At 35.4% G+C, this 17,327-nt stretch carries 18 protein-coding genes and 2 pseudogenes; 18 read left to right on the top strand and 2 right to left on the bottom strand.

What is annotated here, in order from left to right:
- Positions 1 to 112 precede the first annotated feature (112 nt).
- Positions 113 to 1,759 (bottom strand): group II intron reverse transcriptase/maturase, encoded by a 1,647-nt coding sequence (gene ltrA, locus NST14_RS29380; protein WP_001097732.1) that lies wholly within the window; start codon positions 1,757 to 1,759, stop codon positions 113 to 115.
- A gap of 719 nt (positions 1,760 to 2,478) precedes the next feature.
- Positions 2,479 to 3,429, bottom strand: coding sequence for a nucleoside hydrolase (locus tag NST14_RS29375; RefSeq protein ID WP_001125083.1), 951 nt, complete (start codon positions 3,427 to 3,429; stop codon positions 2,479 to 2,481).
- A 614-nt stretch (positions 3,430 to 4,043) separates the two neighbouring features.
- Here NST14_RS29375 and NST14_RS29370 point away from each other — a divergent pair.
- The 18 genes and pseudogenes from NST14_RS29370 (at position 4,044) to NST14_RS29285 (ending at position 17,295) form a co-directional block, all read left to right on the top strand.
- Positions 4,044 to 5,027 (top strand): hypothetical protein, encoded by a 984-nt coding sequence (locus NST14_RS29370; protein ID WP_000796697.1) that lies wholly within the window; start codon positions 4,044 to 4,046, stop codon positions 5,025 to 5,027.
- A gap of 9 nt (positions 5,028 to 5,036) precedes the next feature.
- Positions 5,037 to 5,963: a hypothetical protein gene (locus NST14_RS29365; protein WP_001259100.1), complete on the top strand. Its 927-nt coding sequence runs from the start codon at positions 5,037 to 5,039 to the stop codon at positions 5,961 to 5,963.
- Between the two features lie 248 nt (positions 5,964 to 6,211).
- Positions 6,212 to 6,475, top strand: a complete 264-nt coding sequence (locus NST14_RS29360; protein WP_002020034.1) for a hypothetical protein — start codon at positions 6,212 to 6,214, stop codon at positions 6,473 to 6,475.
- A gap of 438 nt (positions 6,476 to 6,913) precedes the next feature.
- On the top strand, positions 6,914 to 7,186 hold the full coding sequence (locus tag NST14_RS29355) for a hypothetical protein (protein WP_000675279.1): 273 nt from the start codon (positions 6,914 to 6,916) through the stop codon (positions 7,184 to 7,186).
- Positions 7,187 to 7,204: 18 nt separating this feature from the next.
- Positions 7,205 to 7,429, top strand: coding sequence for a hypothetical protein (locus tag NST14_RS29350; RefSeq protein WP_001100171.1), 225 nt, complete (start codon positions 7,205 to 7,207; stop codon positions 7,427 to 7,429).
- A 260-nt stretch (positions 7,430 to 7,689) separates the two neighbouring features.
- A complete protein-coding gene (locus NST14_RS29345; RefSeq protein WP_000633806.1) occupies positions 7,690 to 7,974 on the top strand; it encodes a hypothetical protein in 285 nt (94 codons plus the stop codon).
- A 67-nt stretch (positions 7,975 to 8,041) separates the two neighbouring features.
- Positions 8,042 to 8,292 (top strand): annotated as a pseudogene (locus NST14_RS29340) (hypothetical protein).
- Positions 8,293 to 8,623: 331 nt separating this feature from the next.
- Positions 8,624 to 9,019 carry a hypothetical protein gene (locus tag NST14_RS29335; protein WP_001055070.1) on the top strand — a complete coding sequence of 132 codons (396 nt, stop codon included), beginning with the start codon at positions 8,624 to 8,626 and terminating at the stop codon, positions 9,017 to 9,019.
- 22 nt (positions 9,020 to 9,041) lie between these two features.
- A pseudogene (locus NST14_RS29330) lies at positions 9,042 to 9,392 on the top strand (Rad52/Rad22 family DNA repair protein); the annotation flags it as partial.
- Positions 9,393 to 10,159: 767 nt separating this feature from the next.
- A complete protein-coding gene (gene ltrA / locus NST14_RS29325; protein WP_002019929.1) occupies positions 10,160 to 12,058 on the top strand; it encodes a group II intron reverse transcriptase/maturase in 1,899 nt (632 codons plus the stop codon).
- Between the two features lie 77 nt (positions 12,059 to 12,135).
- Positions 12,136 to 12,663, top strand: a complete 528-nt coding sequence (locus NST14_RS29320; RefSeq protein WP_000917103.1) for a hypothetical protein — start codon at positions 12,136 to 12,138, stop codon at positions 12,661 to 12,663.
- A gap of 80 nt (positions 12,664 to 12,743) precedes the next feature.
- On the top strand, positions 12,744 to 13,856 hold the full coding sequence (dnaN, locus tag NST14_RS29315; protein ID WP_000673198.1) for a DNA polymerase III subunit beta: 1,113 nt from the start codon (positions 12,744 to 12,746) through the stop codon (positions 13,854 to 13,856).
- A 12-nt stretch (positions 13,857 to 13,868) separates the two neighbouring features.
- Complete coding sequence (locus tag NST14_RS29310) at positions 13,869 to 14,198, top strand: hypothetical protein (RefSeq protein ID WP_000062335.1); 330 nt, start codon at positions 13,869 to 13,871, stop codon at positions 14,196 to 14,198.
- A complete protein-coding gene (locus tag NST14_RS29305; RefSeq protein ID WP_001269722.1) occupies positions 14,182 to 14,739 on the top strand; it encodes a hypothetical protein in 558 nt (185 codons plus the stop codon). Before NST14_RS29310 ends, NST14_RS29305 begins: the two co-directional genes overlap by 17 nt.
- Positions 14,736 to 15,548, top strand: coding sequence for a hypothetical protein (locus NST14_RS29300; protein WP_000770659.1), 813 nt, complete (start codon positions 14,736 to 14,738; stop codon positions 15,546 to 15,548). Before NST14_RS29305 ends, NST14_RS29300 begins: the two co-directional genes overlap by 4 nt.
- A 16-nt stretch (positions 15,549 to 15,564) precedes the next feature.
- Positions 15,565 to 16,386, top strand: coding sequence for a hypothetical protein (locus NST14_RS29295; protein ID WP_000732880.1), 822 nt, complete (start codon positions 15,565 to 15,567; stop codon positions 16,384 to 16,386).
- Positions 16,364 to 17,008, top strand: coding sequence for a hypothetical protein (locus NST14_RS29290; RefSeq protein WP_000859312.1), 645 nt, complete (start codon positions 16,364 to 16,366; stop codon positions 17,006 to 17,008). Before NST14_RS29295 ends, NST14_RS29290 begins: the two co-directional genes overlap by 23 nt.
- Before the next feature lie 116 nt (positions 17,009 to 17,124).
- Positions 17,125 to 17,295: a hypothetical protein gene (locus NST14_RS29285; protein WP_000280379.1), complete on the top strand. Its 171-nt coding sequence runs from the start codon at positions 17,125 to 17,127 to the stop codon at positions 17,293 to 17,295.
- The last annotated feature ends 32 nt before the right edge of the window (positions 17,296 to 17,327 follow it).

The following is a 17,327-nucleotide window of genomic DNA, read 5'->3' as shown; positions in this document are numbered from 1 at the left end:
TTATTTAGTCGGGTAAGCGGGGGGCATCGCTGCCCCCAACTCCCCTCAGAACCGTACGTGACAGTTTCCCATCATACGGCTCAAGCCTTCTTTTTATCCGATTTCAGTCCCTTTAGTATAGGCAAGGTAAGTGAACTAATTTTAAGTTTAAATTAGACAATATGAGGTGTTGCGGAACAGGCATGTCTTTTACGACTACCTTTTCCCCGTTTTGTAGTGGAGTTTTGCAGATAGCGCAGCGGTAACCTTGTTTTCTAGCCAGCTTCATTCTATCCATCGTGTTTTCCGTATCAAATACCTTACGGTCTCTTTTTTCCCAGTATTCTTTCAATGTTGGGTCATCAGGACTATTTTTGAATTTCACCATGTTGTGTCTCTCAATCTTAATCCATGACATATGTAAGAGTTGGATATTTGTTTTCGGGCAGGTTGGTGTCCAAGCATTTCCACCATGATGTGGATGCCTGTAATACCTTGCATATATCCATTTCCACGACTTCTTTGGATGGAGCTGTCGAAGATGTTTGCCGATTCTCCAATAGATATAGCTATCCATTGTACCAAAGATTTTCTTAGAAACGACATGTTTCCAGTATTGCCCGTATCCTCTGATAATAGGATTAAGCACTCGGATGATTTCTCCGATGGGTTGACCCCTCATGACACGTAAAGTATCTCCAATTTTCTTCTTCGCTTTCTGTCTACTGCCCTTACTTGGTTTGATGAACAGTTTATTCCCCTGTTCAGTTTGGTACTGCCGAATCAAGAATCCTAGGAACTCAAATCCTTCCTCAATATGTGTAACCTTCGTCTTTTCAGGGCTTAATTCCAATCCCCTGTCCTTTAAGTAGGGACGAAGTCTCATATATACAGAGAGTGCTTGTTCTTTTGTCTCCGTTAAGACCACAAAATCATCTGCGTAACGGATAAGGGTAAATTTGCAAGCAGGATTCATAATATAACTATCATTAGCTTTATAGTTTTTCTTGTAAGTAATTCCCAAGGTTTCTTCCATTCCATGAAGGGCAATGTTAGCGAGAAGTGGCGAGATAATTCCTCCTTGCGGAGTACCTTCTTGCGTTTCCGCGAAAAAGCTTTGCTCCATGTATCCCATCTTGAGCCATCGCTTCAATAGTTTTCTTCCTGGGAAGTAAGAAGTTTGTTTGAGTATCCACTCATGGTTGAGATGATCAAAACAGCCCTGAAAATCTCCTTCAAATATCCATTTCTTCTTTGTGCCCCCGTTGATTCTATTGAAAATGCTTCGTATGGCATCATGGGTACTTCGCTTAGGACGAAACCCGTAAGAAATAGCTTCAAATCTGGCTTCCCACTGTGGTTCAAGGGCATTTCGCACTATATTTTGATATACCCTATCCTTTATAGTTGGGATGCCCAACGGTCGCAATTTTCCGTTTTTCTTCACAATGTATATACGTTTTGCTGGTTTTGGTCGGTGTTGTAGCGTATTTAACTTTTTGAGTTGCTCATAGAGAAGATTTCTTTCTCTGCGACTCAAGGCTGTATGTTCATCAACACCTGCTGTTCGCTTTCCTTTATTCTGCTGTGTTACTCGTCTAATTGATAACAGTAAGTTTGCTTCGCTTCTCATGAGTAAGCGTTGAAGTTTTCTTACCTTTCTTTGTTGCTGTAACTGTTCGGCACGGTAAATTCTTTGTCGTAACTTCGTCACATACATCTGAACTGCTTTCCAGTTTGTATACGAGACGTGCGCCGACGCTCGTTCTGAGGTGTTCATAACTGCACGCTCCTATTCGTCAGAAGATAACTTACAAATGTATTTCCATGTTGAAGACCTATAAGAAGTGGGCTCCCTTTCAGGCTTGTCATGGGTTTGTCCGTAAGGACGACAATATCCGCTCAGTTATACATATTTCTATGCTTTCCTGTTTCCTTTCGGCTAGCGGCTTTTGCTTTCTCTTATATCCTTTACCCTCTGCCACATCGTTTGACTTTACAGTCATCCTACTGCTTGCGCAGATGACATAGGGCTTACCAAGTTTCACATTCCACAGATACGACAGGGTTAGGTGGACTCTTTACTCCGGATAAGTTGCGGGATGCAACGCGGCAGTATTATGAGAATGCCTTTCCTCTTATCAAGACCTGGGTAGAGCTGTACATTATCCCAAGCTAACGATTACGAAGCTTACGAGCCTTCACTCTCGTTCACCGTACCTGTCTTCTCCTAGCGGTATTCCGAGTCATGTACAGACTCTCTGTTTCCACATTTCCTCATGCAACCCACGAGCCCGTTACCAAGTCCGCAGTTTCGGATGGAGATAGACTTTGCATCTAATCTAGTAGCAGAAGCTACCCTGTGGGAATGCGACTTCTTGTCGCACCATAATTCTCGATATAGGAAGTTCTATTTTAGTAAACTCATAGCAACTACAATACATCCAACTATAAATAATTCTTTTTTAAATATGTATTTTTATCTTTACTTAGGATATGCTATAGTCTTTTCCTTAAAAATGTTTCCATAATATCTCTCTTAAATCTTTCATAATTGAACTGAAAAGCGATATTATGTGTTTTATAACCTGGATTTGTCACAAAACGAAAGTCTGCGATACTTTGACCAAATCCTTCTCCTTGATCGGGAATTACTTTGATGGGCACTTTTGACAGACGAACTGCATCTGGATTCAACAAATACCATATTGTTACAAAATCATGCATAGGGCTTCCTCCTATGCCAGGATTCGATTTAGAGTAGAAATTATAGTAGTAGTCTAACATAGGTTTGATGATGAGTCCTGCAAGGTCTTGTGTATTCCGGTGAAATGCATCAATTTGTTGAACCATTTCAGGTGTAACAATCGCGTGTTGGGTGACGTTTAATGGAATAATTGTCAAATTCTTCGCATGCTGCAGAATTAAGTTTGCTGCATAAGGGTCTGCGTAAAAGTTAGCTTCAGCCACAGCAGTCACGTTTCCGGGGTAAAAAAAGGCTCCACCCATGCAAATGTATTCTTTCACATTCCGCATTGCTTCTAAATTCAAAATAAATGACGTAGCCAATGATGAAAGTCTTCCCAAATTGATAATTGTAAGATCGTCTAAATTTGAGTTTATAATTTTGTAAATATCATTTATGGGATAAATTGGATAAGGGATTTCAGGTGGAATGATAGGTCCTAGTCCTACTTTTCCATGTACTTCAGGAAAATATTGAACCAATATACCTGTTAAAGGTACAGAAGCACCGAGAAATACGGGTATCTCTTTTCTTCCCGAAATATACTTCAAATAGTTAATATTTTTTATAGCATTCTCTCTCGATACATTTCCATAATCCGCTACAATCCCCACAAGTTGGATATCCTTACGAAAAAAGGTGTACAGAATAGCAAACACATCATCAATTCCCAAATCTGTAAACAAGAGAACTTTTTTGGGCATATGTTTTCCTCCAAAAGCCATAAAATTTTATTTTTACTAAGGATGTAATGAATAGGCTTGTACTATATTTGATATATATTTGATATATATTTTATATATTCTTCAATAGTACATTTTGTTCATCTATAACTTTAGATATCTTATATGTGTTTGCATCTAAAAAAGTATTTTTGTTTTGTATATTGTATACAAGTACAGTTAACATAACGCATCATTATTGGTAGAGAGGAAAAAAGCGGGCCCTTACTCTCACAGGGAGTCCGCTTTTTTTTGTTCTATGGATCTATTCAATTTTTTATACATTCCTATCTTGGCGCGGTTTTAGGGTTCTCGTTTGTTACTGAATTACTCGAAAAATTGTATAAAATTATGCATACTCTTAGCGTGTTTTTTCCGAAATACTAGCGGTCCCCCTAGTAAGGCTGCATTCTAGATTTTGATTTAACCTATAGCAAACTTATGATTTTAAAATTATTCTTGCATTTGAGTAGAAATACCATTATATTTGTATTAACAACTATATAAATAAACCATAATTTACGTGAAGGACACACCTTACGTACCATCCCAACGGTACAGGTGTGTCCTTTTTTACGTTCTAGGAGGAAAATATAATGGCAGAAGATAAGACAAACACTCAAACTGTAGAAGAACTTGGAATGGCTTTTGAAGCAGAGAACCTACAAGGTGACACAGTGCTAGAAACAAACTTTAATCAATTTGAGCGAGTACGTGATCATGAACTAGAGGAATTAGCCCGTATGAAACGTGAGCGTACTGTAGGAAAAGGCTTGATTACAGTCGTATCTGAAAAGCTATTCCCAACTAAAAACGGAAAGTCTGAGCGTATACAAGTACTTACAATGCAAATTGGTACTCATACAACAGCATATTGCCCCATTACAGAGGCAGGTATAAATGTTCCTAAAAATCCTCAATGGCTAGTTGGTAGAACCAAGCCTTTAATCATTGAACACTTCCAAAAAACGGAGGAAGGCAACTTTGCTGTTGTATCTATCACTGCAGGAGAATTGGCACTTCAAAAAAGATTATATGAAGAAGTGACAGCGCAAGAGGGCAACAAGGTATACACAGGAACCGTTTCAGGACATATCCCATCTGCACAAACAGTCTTAGTTGAAGTACACGGTGTAACAATAGGTGTACGGTACTCACACTGGTCCTATACATTCGTCCGTCCGGAGGATATTGTCATTGGTGATGTTGTAGAACTTATCATCGATAAAGTAGGGGAAAAGAATGGCCGTTATGAATTTAGAGGAAATAAAAAGAAACTAGAAACAGATCCAATTGAAAAGTTGTTAGAACTAAAGAAACGCCGTGACCGATTTGTAGGTAAAATTGTAGGGGTAGACGCTATTGCGGGTATTTTCGTAGAGGTTGCACCAGGAATTCAGTTTAAAGGACTTAAGAGCCGTAATCTTGCTAATCCAACTGTAGAAGATGCGAAAAATCAAACGATTGTTACATGTGAGCTGCTTAATATCGACGCGAAAAATAGAAAAGGTACAGTGCGTATCCTAAATTATCCGCAGGGACAAAGTAAAAAAACTAATTCGTCAATTTTCCAATTTTAATGGATGACTATGCGTACAATAGAGAAACAATTGCCCACTTATGTCCCTTCTATTCCTCATTTATCAAGTGAGGATGTACAGGGACTTCAAATATATCGGATACATGAACTGGATAAAACCTATGTATTCCATTCTTTTGACGAATTGGTTAAGTTTAAGCAGCGTTTAACAGAAGAACAGTATGCCTTACTTGCTTTCATTGGTGTTCATACATCTGTTCGATTTAATCATTTATTATATTTATTTAAGGATAAATATTCTCGTAAGAAAATAAATGATGCACTTCAAGGATTACTTTACTACCGTCTAATTGAAAAATGGCAAGTGGAGAGTTTTGAAATGGAGATCTTTGAAGAAACATATACGTTATCCGACAATGGTTACAAATTTTTAAAATACTGGCAAGGAAATATGTTCTTCTTTGCCCCAGAACGAATTGATAATCACGGTAAATATGTTCACTTACGTTATTGGCACGATATAGAATTAATCTGCCACCTGCGTTATGCTCCATCGTTTTTAGGTCATATTATGCATCCATCTATTAGTAAAGGGGTTTTTACCCCTCCTTTAAGTTTTGCAGTGCAAGGCGGAGTAAATCACATATTTAATTTCGTTGTATACTCCACTCTACTAACAGATAAAAAGGATCGTTTAAAACGAATTATTGCTCGATGGAAAGATTTCGTAGAATCAGGAAAAGATGTTATTATGCAAGATTTAGGAAACAATCCTACAGTGTTAGTTATCTATGTTTCTACTGAAAACCAAGCAAAGCAAATTAATAATGAACTATTACTCGACCTGCTCCCTGGTAAAGTATTGTTATGTATAGGAGAAACCTTGCATATACAAGGATTACAACATGCATTTTACCAGCCCCTTGCAGAAGGAGAGATTAAACAATTAAATACAAAGCTATTCGCAACAAACTAAGCCGCCCTTACAAGCTATTGATTCATTTTAAAGGGTGGCTTGTTTGTTATATAAAAAAGCGTGGAATATTTAAAAAAAATTTAAGAAAACGAATTATCCTGTATCTCCCTCTATACAAATTACGGATTTTACGAAATAATATTCTTTGACACCTTTATACAGAAAAACAATATATACAAATATAAACATTCGTGTAAAGGAATATATTTGAAAGGAGTAACAAATTGCTACGTATACAACGAGGGTACATGTATGATCCAGATGATAATGAGGTCATTGTGAACGAAATTTTCTACAACGCTGCATCCGAACAAAAGTTAGGAAGCAAAATGGGTGTGTTTTCTGCAGACAAACTACCTACTTCCATTTTTAAAAAAGTTCAAGAAAACGAAAGTATGTCTTATATGGAAAGTATGGAAGTAGAAGAACAAACCATTCCAGAAATACTATGTCATTTAGACCAAAATCAAAAACCAGAAAAACTTTATTTTGAAATGCAGTACATGGTGTAACAACAAGAACTGAAATAAGAGGGGATTTATAAACGTTGAAACAGGGGCATTATTATATGGTACATAAAACAACTATATATAAATTCCCTTCTTATTTTTGTTTCCTTAAAACAATTGAATATGATATAAAAATAGATTAATATATAACTATATTTATTGTTTAATTGATTCCGTTTATTCCCACACCTTTTTTGTGTTGTGGTTGAGTTGTAGAAGCAAGTTGCGTCTTGTTTCATTTGTGAAAGGGCTTCTTTGAGCCGATTAGTGTATATATAGCTTATTTTGCTATACACATTTTTAATCGACTTAAAGAAGCCCTTTTTGTGTTGTCTTTAAGTTAGGAAATACATGTATTAGACCATTTAGGCTAAACGAATAATAAAAGTGATTAAAGCACAATTTTAAGGTGCTTTTTTCTATTTCAAGGGGGAAGTACAAATGAAATTTTATAAGGTTAGTTATGGAGAAGAACTTGCTATAAAAATTATTGCAGCCAATAGTCCATATGAGGCAGTAGGGTTTTATTTAATGGAAGCGCAGAGTGATTATGGAGAAGTGGAGTACGTTAATATTAATCGATTAGGTTTGCGTGAGCGAGTAAAGGTAGATTATGGGCATATAGCAATCTATGACACAGTAGAAGAAATTTATCATCGTCAAAAGATTGTAGATTTACCATGTGTTATAGCAAATTTACTACCAAAAATTTAATAAAGTAGGTGTATATATATGAATGTTGAAAAAGAATTAAAAGAGATTTTACATTGTAAACAACTTATGAGGGATATGTTCTCTTTGTCAATTGAGAGAATTGAATATTTAGGTAAAGGGACAGTTTATATGTATTTTGCAGTAGTTTCAGAGTATGAACTGAATGTTTTCTATCGTATAGATAAAGATCTTGATACATTCAGGCTTGAAAAAGGCTCCTGGGTCTATGCAATTACACTGTAAAAAAGCAAATTTAAAGAATCTCAAATATTAAAAGCGGTAAGAAATTATAACCAAATCCAGGGCTTTATCATATCCTACTTTTGTTAAGAATTTCTGAACTCTCCGTTTTTAAGAACAATTTATAAAAGAGACATAGTACAGTAGTTATAGAATGGAATGCAACTATAGAAAATATGGGATTTATATATAAGTAAGGTACTTGTTGCAATGCTAAAAGCACAAGGAATTAGAAAATGTAAACCTGAGAGGAGCACTACAATATGATTACAGTTAACCGAGGATATATGTATGATCCAGATGATAATGAGGTCATAATTACCGAAATTTATTATGAAGCTGCTACAGATACTAAATTAGGAAGTAAAATGAATAGCTTATCTTATTCAGCCATTCCTAATGAGATTAAAGAAAAAATAGAAGCAGCTGCTTCATTATCCTATATGGAAAGCATTGAGATGCCTCAGCCATTAGCTGTCGTATATCAAAATGAAATTAGCATGTATGGAAAACCAGAAAAATTATACTTTGAGTTAACTAGTATATAAGAGGGAAAAAGACATTGGACGTATTTGTTCAATGTCTTTTTTATTAATTTATAGAGGAGAATATAAAATGAATAATGTAACTGAAATAGAAACAAGTCTTTGGACAATTTGTGTAGGGGATATTTTTAGTAATGGTCGTATGCCGTACCATCTAAAAGTTGTAAAAATTGAAGTAGAAGATATGATGAAACCAGACGATGCGAAGATATATAGTATACCTGTTCACCCTAAAATCATAGAAGACGTATGAAAATAATGGATGTATCAGAACATATTTCTTATCGAGCTTGGTATTATAATGAATTTTGGAGCAAATAATATACTATGGATGAAAGAGTGATACGGTTGTTTCACTCTTTTTTACTTGCATTAAAAATAAAGATAGTTTAATATACAGATATATTTATTGTTTAATTGATTCCGTTTATTCCCACACCTTTTTTTGTGTTGTGGTTGAGTTGTAGAAGCAAGTTGCGTCTTGTTTCATTTATGAAAGGGCTTCTTTGAGCCGATTAGTGTATATATAGCTTATTTTGCTATACACATTTTTAATCGACTTGAAGAAGCCCTTTTTGTGTTGTCTTCAAGTTTGGAGTTATTGTATAGCCAGCACTTTAGGCAATTATTTTATTAATTAGGGGGAAACATCATGAATTTAGTCATGGAAAAATCACAAAGGAAATTACAAAATGATGCTCATTTACATGACATTATTAAAGAAATTAAAGAACTAGCTAATCCTTTATGGATCAGTTCTGTATCAATGTTGCAAGCGCACAATCAAAACTTCAATACGAAAGCTACGACATTTAAGGATATTACCATTTCTTATTTAAGAGATTTAAAAGTAAGTTTAAGTCTCATTTATGCAGCAAGGAATATCAGTTGTAAAAGTATAGAGGATTTGAATAAGCGTCTATCCATTCAATCAGGGAAAGATATTACTTCCCATGAGGATTGGCTGCTTCATGAAAACAGAGGAATTATATGTGAAATGATTGATGAATTTCGAAAGAAAGAGTGGAAACACCCAGATTCGAAATAACAAGTAATACAGGAGGATTATTATGACAAATATAATGGAAAGTTTACAAGCTGAATTTCCTGTCGAACAATTAGGATGGAAAATTATAAATACATTTGAAAGCCAAGGTCGTTTTTTTGCGTTTGTAGCTCCATTTGTTGACGCACGCGCCATTCAGGACCGATTTGATGAAGTCTTTGGTATTGATAACTGGCAGGTGTCGTATGAAAAATGGGGTGAGAAAGCAACGAAATGTACCATATCAGTGTTTTTGAATGAACGTTGGATATCAAAAGAGGATGGAAGTGAAGAATCTGACTATAGTTCTGTAAAAGGTGGCTTTTCAAATAGTTTAAAAAGAGCTGCTGTGCTTTGGGGCGTAGGAAGATACCTTGTGTGAACTGTTCTCGCACAAAAAGTTGTGGAAACACACTATATAAAAGCGAGGGAACTATAAAATGTTCTAACTGCATGTTTGACTATCAAGACTCGGAAGTAAGTCTTGCAAGAACATCGTAAACTCTTGAAAAGGTCTAATACTACGGATAGCAATAATAGAGAACCCTATCATTGTTATGAGCCCGTTGAAGGCGGTGAAAATCGAACCTAAATTCCTCAGGGAACATGGTAAGAAAAGTAATCGGGACGCCATAAAATAGCTATGGATAGAATGAATCATAGATTCTGGCGAATCACTGAATGTACGTGTCGATACTATCCGTTCCTTAGAAATATGGAGGAGGTAAAACCATACCTTTTCAGTTGTGGAAATGATAATAAGGTATATCAAATCTGCGGATAGGGACTATACCCTATTCATCTAATGAATCAAATTACGATTAGTTCATTAGTAACTGACGGCATAAAGGTGAGTCCTAAGGCTATATGTAAGGCTAAAACATGTGGAACAGTTGAAGTTGGTGAGAACGTCATACGATGGTTAATTATCGGTTCGTGGATATAAGGTATTACACATACAATACTGAAGTTCCTTAACACCAATGGCAGTAGGGTCATAGTACCAAAGAAGGTTATGTAATATAACTAGAGGGAAGGGCCCAAGTCTAATAATCATGCAAAGGCAAAATTATTCTAGGAATGTGTAACAGTAACCGACTAAACCTTAGAGCAAAATCTCAGCAAAAGAGGTGATGCAATTTGGTGCGAAAACTAGAAAATACTCTTGAATCAGAAACAGAATTAAAGAGAACATTAGACAAGCTGTACTCAAAAACAAAAGAGCATATGGAAAAAAAGACGAGAATCAAACACACATCTCTCCTTGAAATTGCGATGTCAAAACCTAATATTGTCACTGCGATACACTCGCTAAAAAGCAATAAAGGCTCCATGACTCCAGGGGTAGACGGAAAAACAATCCAAGACTACCTCAGACTATCCGAAGAAAAACTTATCGAGTTAATTCGTGGTAGACTCACAAATTTCAAGGCGCACCTAATAAAACGTGTGTTTATTCCAAAGGCTAATGGCGGACAACGACCTCTCGGTATTCCAACCATAGAAGACCGGATAATTCAACAAATGATGAAGCAAGTCTTAGAGCCTGTACTCGAAGCACAATTCTTCAAATACAGCTTTGGGTTTCGACCAGAAAGAACTACCTATCATGCGTTGGAAAGAGTAAAAGTCCTTGTTCATAACACTGGGTATCACTGGATCGTAGAAGGTGATATTCGTCAATTCTTCGACAAAGTAAACCATAGGATTCTTATAAAAAAACTATGGAGCATGGGAATCAAAGATAGACGAATATTGTGCCTAATAACGGAATTCCTCAAAGCTGGAATCTTCAAAAATATCATTAGAAATGACAATGGTACACCCCAAGGTGGCATATTAAGCCCCCTCTTAGCAAATGTATACTTACATTCCTTCGACAAATGGGTTGCCAAGCAATTTGAAGAATTTACAACCAGACATGAGTATTCGAAACACGATCATAAATTACGAGGTTTAAAATCTTCTAACCTTAAGCCAGGCTATCTAATCAGATATGCTGATGACTGGGTTCTAGTCACTAATAACAAATCCCATGCTTATAGATGGAAGACTGTTATCAAGAATTTTCTTCAGAAAGAACTTAAACTTGAACTATCCGAAGAGAAAACAAGAATAACCAACATCAGGCATAAGCCAATAGAATTTCTTGGCTTCAAATACAAGGTAGTCTTAAAAGGTGTAAAAGGAAAAAAGAAGAAGGATAAAAAGACAAGATATATCAGCCAAATAACTCCTTCTGATAAGAAGATTAAAAGAAAAGTAAAAGAACTCAGAGCCACACTCACTTCTCTCGGCAAAAGATTAAGCCACGATAAACTGAGTAATGCACAGCTAATCTTAGCCTATAACTCAAAGGTTAGAGGATTAATAAATTATTATTCATATGCCACCGAATCTCCCATAATGGATAGAGAAGGTTATAAGTTAAGAAAAAAGACTTTTAATCTTCTATCTAGGCGTGGTGGGGTCTTACATCCTATCAACAAGTGTATTAACCTTGCGGACAAATACCCTAAACGGACACAAAAGACTTTAGCTATTAAAACCGAAGTTGGCTACATTGGCATTATGCATTTAAACCTAACCAAGATGAACGAAAACCTATATAAACAAAAGGTTCAAAATGAAACTCCATACTCTCCTTCGGGACGTAAATTAATCGAGCGAAGAAAGGGAACAAAGGAGTTCAGTGTCAGACTAGATGAAATTACAAGCCTCTCTCTCCTTGAGAAAGTCAGGAAAAAACTTGTGAATTCACCCCGATACAATTTTGAGTACTTTATGAATAGAGGATATGCGTTCAACAGAGATAGAGGAAAATGTAGAATTACAGGAGTCCCACTTGGGAAGCACAACCTGCATGTTCATCACATTAATCCTAATCTCCCGTTAGAAGAAGTCAATAAGCTGCCAAATCTAGCCTGTGTAGATAAGGAAATTCACAAGGCAATACACAATGAAGTTGATATGAGCAGCATCTTGAATAATAAGGAAATTAATAAACTGAAACGATTCAGGAACAAAATTCATGCTATTTGATTATTAGATGGAGCGCCGTATGAGGTGAAAGTCTCACGTACGGTGTGGACCGGGGGAAAAGCCACTCTTAACAGGTAATGCTGAAGAATTGGCTTACCTATCGGTATTATAATGTAAAACCTACTAAAGTAGAACTTTCTACATGTAGTAATGGCCCAAATAGTATCTATATTTCTTATCAAAAGAAAGGATATTATTTTATACCACCTACTATGTTACAGCAAAAACATAAACAAGGAAGTTCAAAGAAGGAACCATCGAATGGCCAAGTAAGTCTAGGTGTACTAATTCAAAACATACAAGAGCTTGCAAAACCATTAAGTATTACATCCAAGGAAATTCTACTTGCCTATAATCACAATTATAATGCGCAAGCAAGAACATTTGAGGATACGACGATTGGTGGTTTAGAAGGAATTCTAACTAGTTTACAGTTGATTCACGAAGCGAAGAATATCCGTCCTGGAAATGAGAAACAGCTTAACCGGTGGTTATCAGCTCTTATTCCTGGTGATGTTACATCCTTTAGAGAATGGTTACTTCATGATCATACAGAAGCCATTCATCAACTCATACAACAGTTAAAAAAACAACAAAGCGCGTAAAGCTTTGTTTTATAGCAGGAAAACGAATGAACAGGATATGAGGTCTGTTCTTTTTTTATTACTTTTTGGAGGGATTTATTATGAAATTTACTATTAACCGTACATTATTTATTGAAAAATTAGAGAAAGCAAGTGCTACTGTAGACGTTAAAAACCCAATGCCGGCATTACAAGGTGTTTTATTGGATTGTAATTCAAAGGGAATGATTCTAATGGGTTCAGACGGTACAGAAACAGTAACATTAGTAACTCGCTTTAATGTAAACAGTGGGGATTGTACTGAACCGGGGAAGGTGCTTTTTGCAGCTGCTCCGGTACTTAAAACGATTAAGAAATTCAAAAGTGAATTCATCGGTCTTGAACATAAAAACAATGAGCTAAAGATTGTAGAAAGTAAGAAGAAACAATTTAGCTTTTGTACCATGGATCACGAAGAATATCCTGAAATTAAAATCGAAGCAGGGGAAGATTGGATTTCACTTTCACAAGAACAATTTGTATCAATGGCCAACGGAACGTTACATGCTATTCCTGCAATGGATACACGTAAGATTCTAACAGGTGTGAACTTAAAATCAGTTGATGATAAGTTCTTTAGTATAGCAACTGATGCTCACCGTTTAGCCCGTTTACATTTTGATTGTACAAAGATCACTATCGCAAAAGATGGTGAAGTCGTGTTACCAATTAAGTCTCTTAAAACAGCTCTTAAGCTCTTTAATCGTGAAACAAATTTACAATTAAAGCTCATTAGTGATACACAGCTGTTGATCCGTGGCGAAAGTATTATCTATCAGTCTAGATTACTAGCTGGTACATATCCCGATACGGCACGTATGGTACCCGACGAATTTAAAAGTGAAATACAACTATCACGTGAAGAATTTAAAAATACGTTGGAGCAGCTTTCAGCATTTTCTTCCTTAATCGTACTTACGTCAGAAGGAAAAGAAAGCATCCATCTTAAACCACAAAATTCTCAAGTAGGTACTGCAAGTGTAGAAATTCCATGTAATCAAGTAGAAGCATTTACATTGGCTTGTAATGTGGAATATCTGCTACAAGCACTACAAACGATAACTTCTGAAACAATCGCGATAAAAATGATTAGTAATCAGAGACCTATCGTGGTAGTGGGAGCAGAGGATACAACTCACTCTAATCTGCAGTTAATTCTACCGGTTCGCGTGTAAGGGGGCATCCAAATGAGTATGAATCACAGTGACTTCTTTGACTTTTTACAGTCAAAAGAAGTCCTTCCTAATAATCAAGAACTTCGTCAATCCTTTGAATTGATTATAAATGGATTTATTGCGAACGAAATGCCTGATTTAGAAAACATACCATTAGAACATATAGATGAATTTGAAAAGCAATTTGAGCAGCTACGACATTATGTCACGTTTTATAGTGATAATTCATTTCGTATAAATGGTCCAGATTGTGAATTAAAAGAAATGCTACATTTACATCTTTTCACTGAACAACTAGAAGATGTGGAAAAGCAGGGGCTAGAAGATGAGATATTTATTTAATCAAGGAAATGAGATGAAAGTATACATACGGATACTACGCATACAAAAATTAATTCGTAAATATAACATCCCATTCTTAATCAATATCAATGATTTTCACAGGGACAAGTTGCATATCACAAGTGAACTATTATTCGAGTCGTTTGCGCGTTTTAACGAGCAAACAAGTATATTTTGTCACTTTGCCTTTGGAACTGAAGAAGACCTGTTAGATGGGACGTTATTTAGCTCAGAAGACATGTATTCGAATTTCGCTTCGGATATTAGTTCTATGGCTGCGGAAGGATGTTACTTCGATACAGCTGGTTACTATTTATGTATAGGCTCGGAACATATAACACAATCTGATTTTCAATTCGTGTTACATGAATTTTCGTTTAACACCTATCAAAGTGAAGCGTATCCCAGTCATATTTTGATTGAATTTCTAGAGGATGGTTATGAACAGTACTCATTTGATGAATGGGTACTTTCTTATTATGAAATTATAATCCGTCTTGCGGCAATGATTCGAGAAAAGACGAAGGGGAACCAGGTATGAAATTATTATTTACATACAATCACCAGAAAGTAAGAAAGTATCTACTTTCGTTAAAAATGCAAAAGAATGCTCACTTACTGCATGAATTACTTGCAGATAAGAAGCATGAAGAAGAAATCTATATATTAGATTGTTTAGAGCACTCAAGAGAAATAGACTTCAGTAAGATTTCAGAACGATCCATTCAACAAGTAATGGCTACTGTTTCTTATTTAGAGGAAGACTCGAATTTCCCAATTGGTTTAATTGATTCGAAAACCTTACTTGAAATAATTATGATTGCGGAAACATCTTTAGATACTGATCTTTCCTGCTTCTATACATCGCAATTCTATCTTATGGAGATATTTATACGTATGTATAAATTGGGGATTCCTGTAAAAGATTATTACCCAACTTATTTAGAACAAGATAATTTCGAAGAATACGATTGTGAGGATTCATTTAAAAGCTGGGGTGATGACTTACTTCAAGATATGAAATTACATCACGAAGAGGTAGATAGCGACGATAAAGATACCTTAATCCAATATTCGAATTTATTTCATATATCTATGGATGAGATAAACCTTATTGTTGAGAATGCATGGAGTCCAATTGGTGAAATGCTCTCTAATATCAAGATAGAGAATCAAAGTTTCTTTCAGTCAATCCAGAATCAGTTTGATATACGTATGCTTTACCAAGCTGATGAGGAAAAACTTTACCTTTTCTATGATGATGATACATATTTTCCAGCAATTAAACGAATTGAGATGTTACTTCGTATCTTTGAAGAGATACAGTTAACAAAAAATATAGCAAATTAGTACAGAGGGCCAAAAAATGAAGAAATTATTTAGCTATTCATCTAATGTAGCGATGTCAAACTACTTACTATCACTTAAGTTAAACAAAACTTATAGCATCGTTAGTTGGGAACAAATTAAACAAAGATATCAAGAGGAAATATATATATTAGAAAGCCTTTCTAAAGATATAGAAATAGATTTCAACAAAATCTCTCATGGAACAATTAGTAAAATCCAAACTTGTGTGGACTTTCTAGATGAAAACCAAACAATAAGGTGGGAGGACATAGAATCAACAGATACGATTGTCATCTTCTTACTTTCCATGAACCTATTAAACATAAATCTATCTAAATTTTATTCATGTCAATTTCATATCTTACGTTACTTTAAAAGCATGCATGAGCTTTCGATTGATGTAACACAGTATTCTCCCTCGTATTTAGACCGAGAGAATATCTATGAATTAGACCATGAAGAAGGATTTATAGAATTGGGTACGGACATGATCGAAGATATGGGCTTAGAAGCTTTTCCAATTGATGAAGAAGAGTATGAAAAGCTCTCTACACTATTCGACATACCATTAAAGGAAATAAAGGAAGCAGCAGAGGACACATGGGGTGCTATAGCTGAAACAATAGACGGCATATCACCGAAGCATAAAGAAAAAATTTCTAAATTACTAGATTGTTATCCAGTGCAGCATTCTTATCAAATTGATGAAGAATCTCTGTATCTCTATTATGGCCAGGAACCATTATACGGACCATATAAATTTGAGATGTTACTAGATTTAGTGGAAACAATCTATACGCAGGGGGACATAACAAATGAAGACAGTAGCAATATTTGATGCTTTAGAGCCAAAAGGAATTGTAACCATTCAGCAATTTAACAACGAATTATCACGTGGAGAAACTGCCGTTACTTTTAAGGACTTTTATTTAGCTTTAAAAGAAGTTATGGAGCAGGGTACACAAGATAATACTCATTACTCTAGTGGCGTACTCCCAAAAGGTTGTATAAAACACGAGGTGTTATCTAAGAGTGGAGATAAACAAGCTGTTTGGATTGAAGTACCAAAGGCTCAGTGGGATATTCATTTTTTTGAACGACCGTTTCAACAAGTAGGATTTCCACGTCTATTATTTCGTTATACGGTGTACCAAAAACGAGTTACGAATATCTCTGTCTTTGCTGTAAAAGAAGATATGGAGTTAGAAGAAGGAATGAAATTATATCAATTTCCATATTCTAATGTTCATCCTAGTGGATCTGTATGTACAGGTAGAGTTGTGATACCTGAATTCCGGACTTTAAAAGATTTAGAAACATTTCATGTTTTATTTTTTGCAAGTTCTTTTAATCACGACCTTACACATACTCATACGGAACCAGTTGGAGAGCTATTTAAACGATTTGAAAACCAAAGTTTTGATGATTCTATTTTAATGGAATCGGAAATGACTTTTTAATACACGCTCTTTAGAGTGATTGTTTATTAGAAGCAGGGGAGTATTTATTAAGAATAATAATTTTGTTGGAGTTTAGATTATAAACATTGGATCCAACATGCTTAGGAGGAAATACGGTGTATTTAGATTATGAAACACGAATGAGAATTGAGAGAGAAAGACAACGAATTATTAAGTTTTTAAACGAGAAGGGTATTACACAAAATTCAGATGGCAAAAGAGTCAATGATTTACCACTTTGGCCATTAACTTTAATGGAAAATAAGTTACTGGCAGACAGTAATTGAGTACATCGAATTTCTGAAAATAGCAGAACTAT

Source organism: Bacillus sp. FSL W8-0519, assembly GCF_038005585.1.
In the GTDB taxonomy this organism is placed as follows: domain Bacteria; phylum Bacillota; class Bacilli; order Bacillales; family Bacillaceae_G; genus Bacillus_A; species Bacillus_A paranthracis.
The sequence above is the reverse complement of the archived record's forward strand: the minus strand, read 5'-3'. Positions and strand labels throughout refer to the sequence as shown.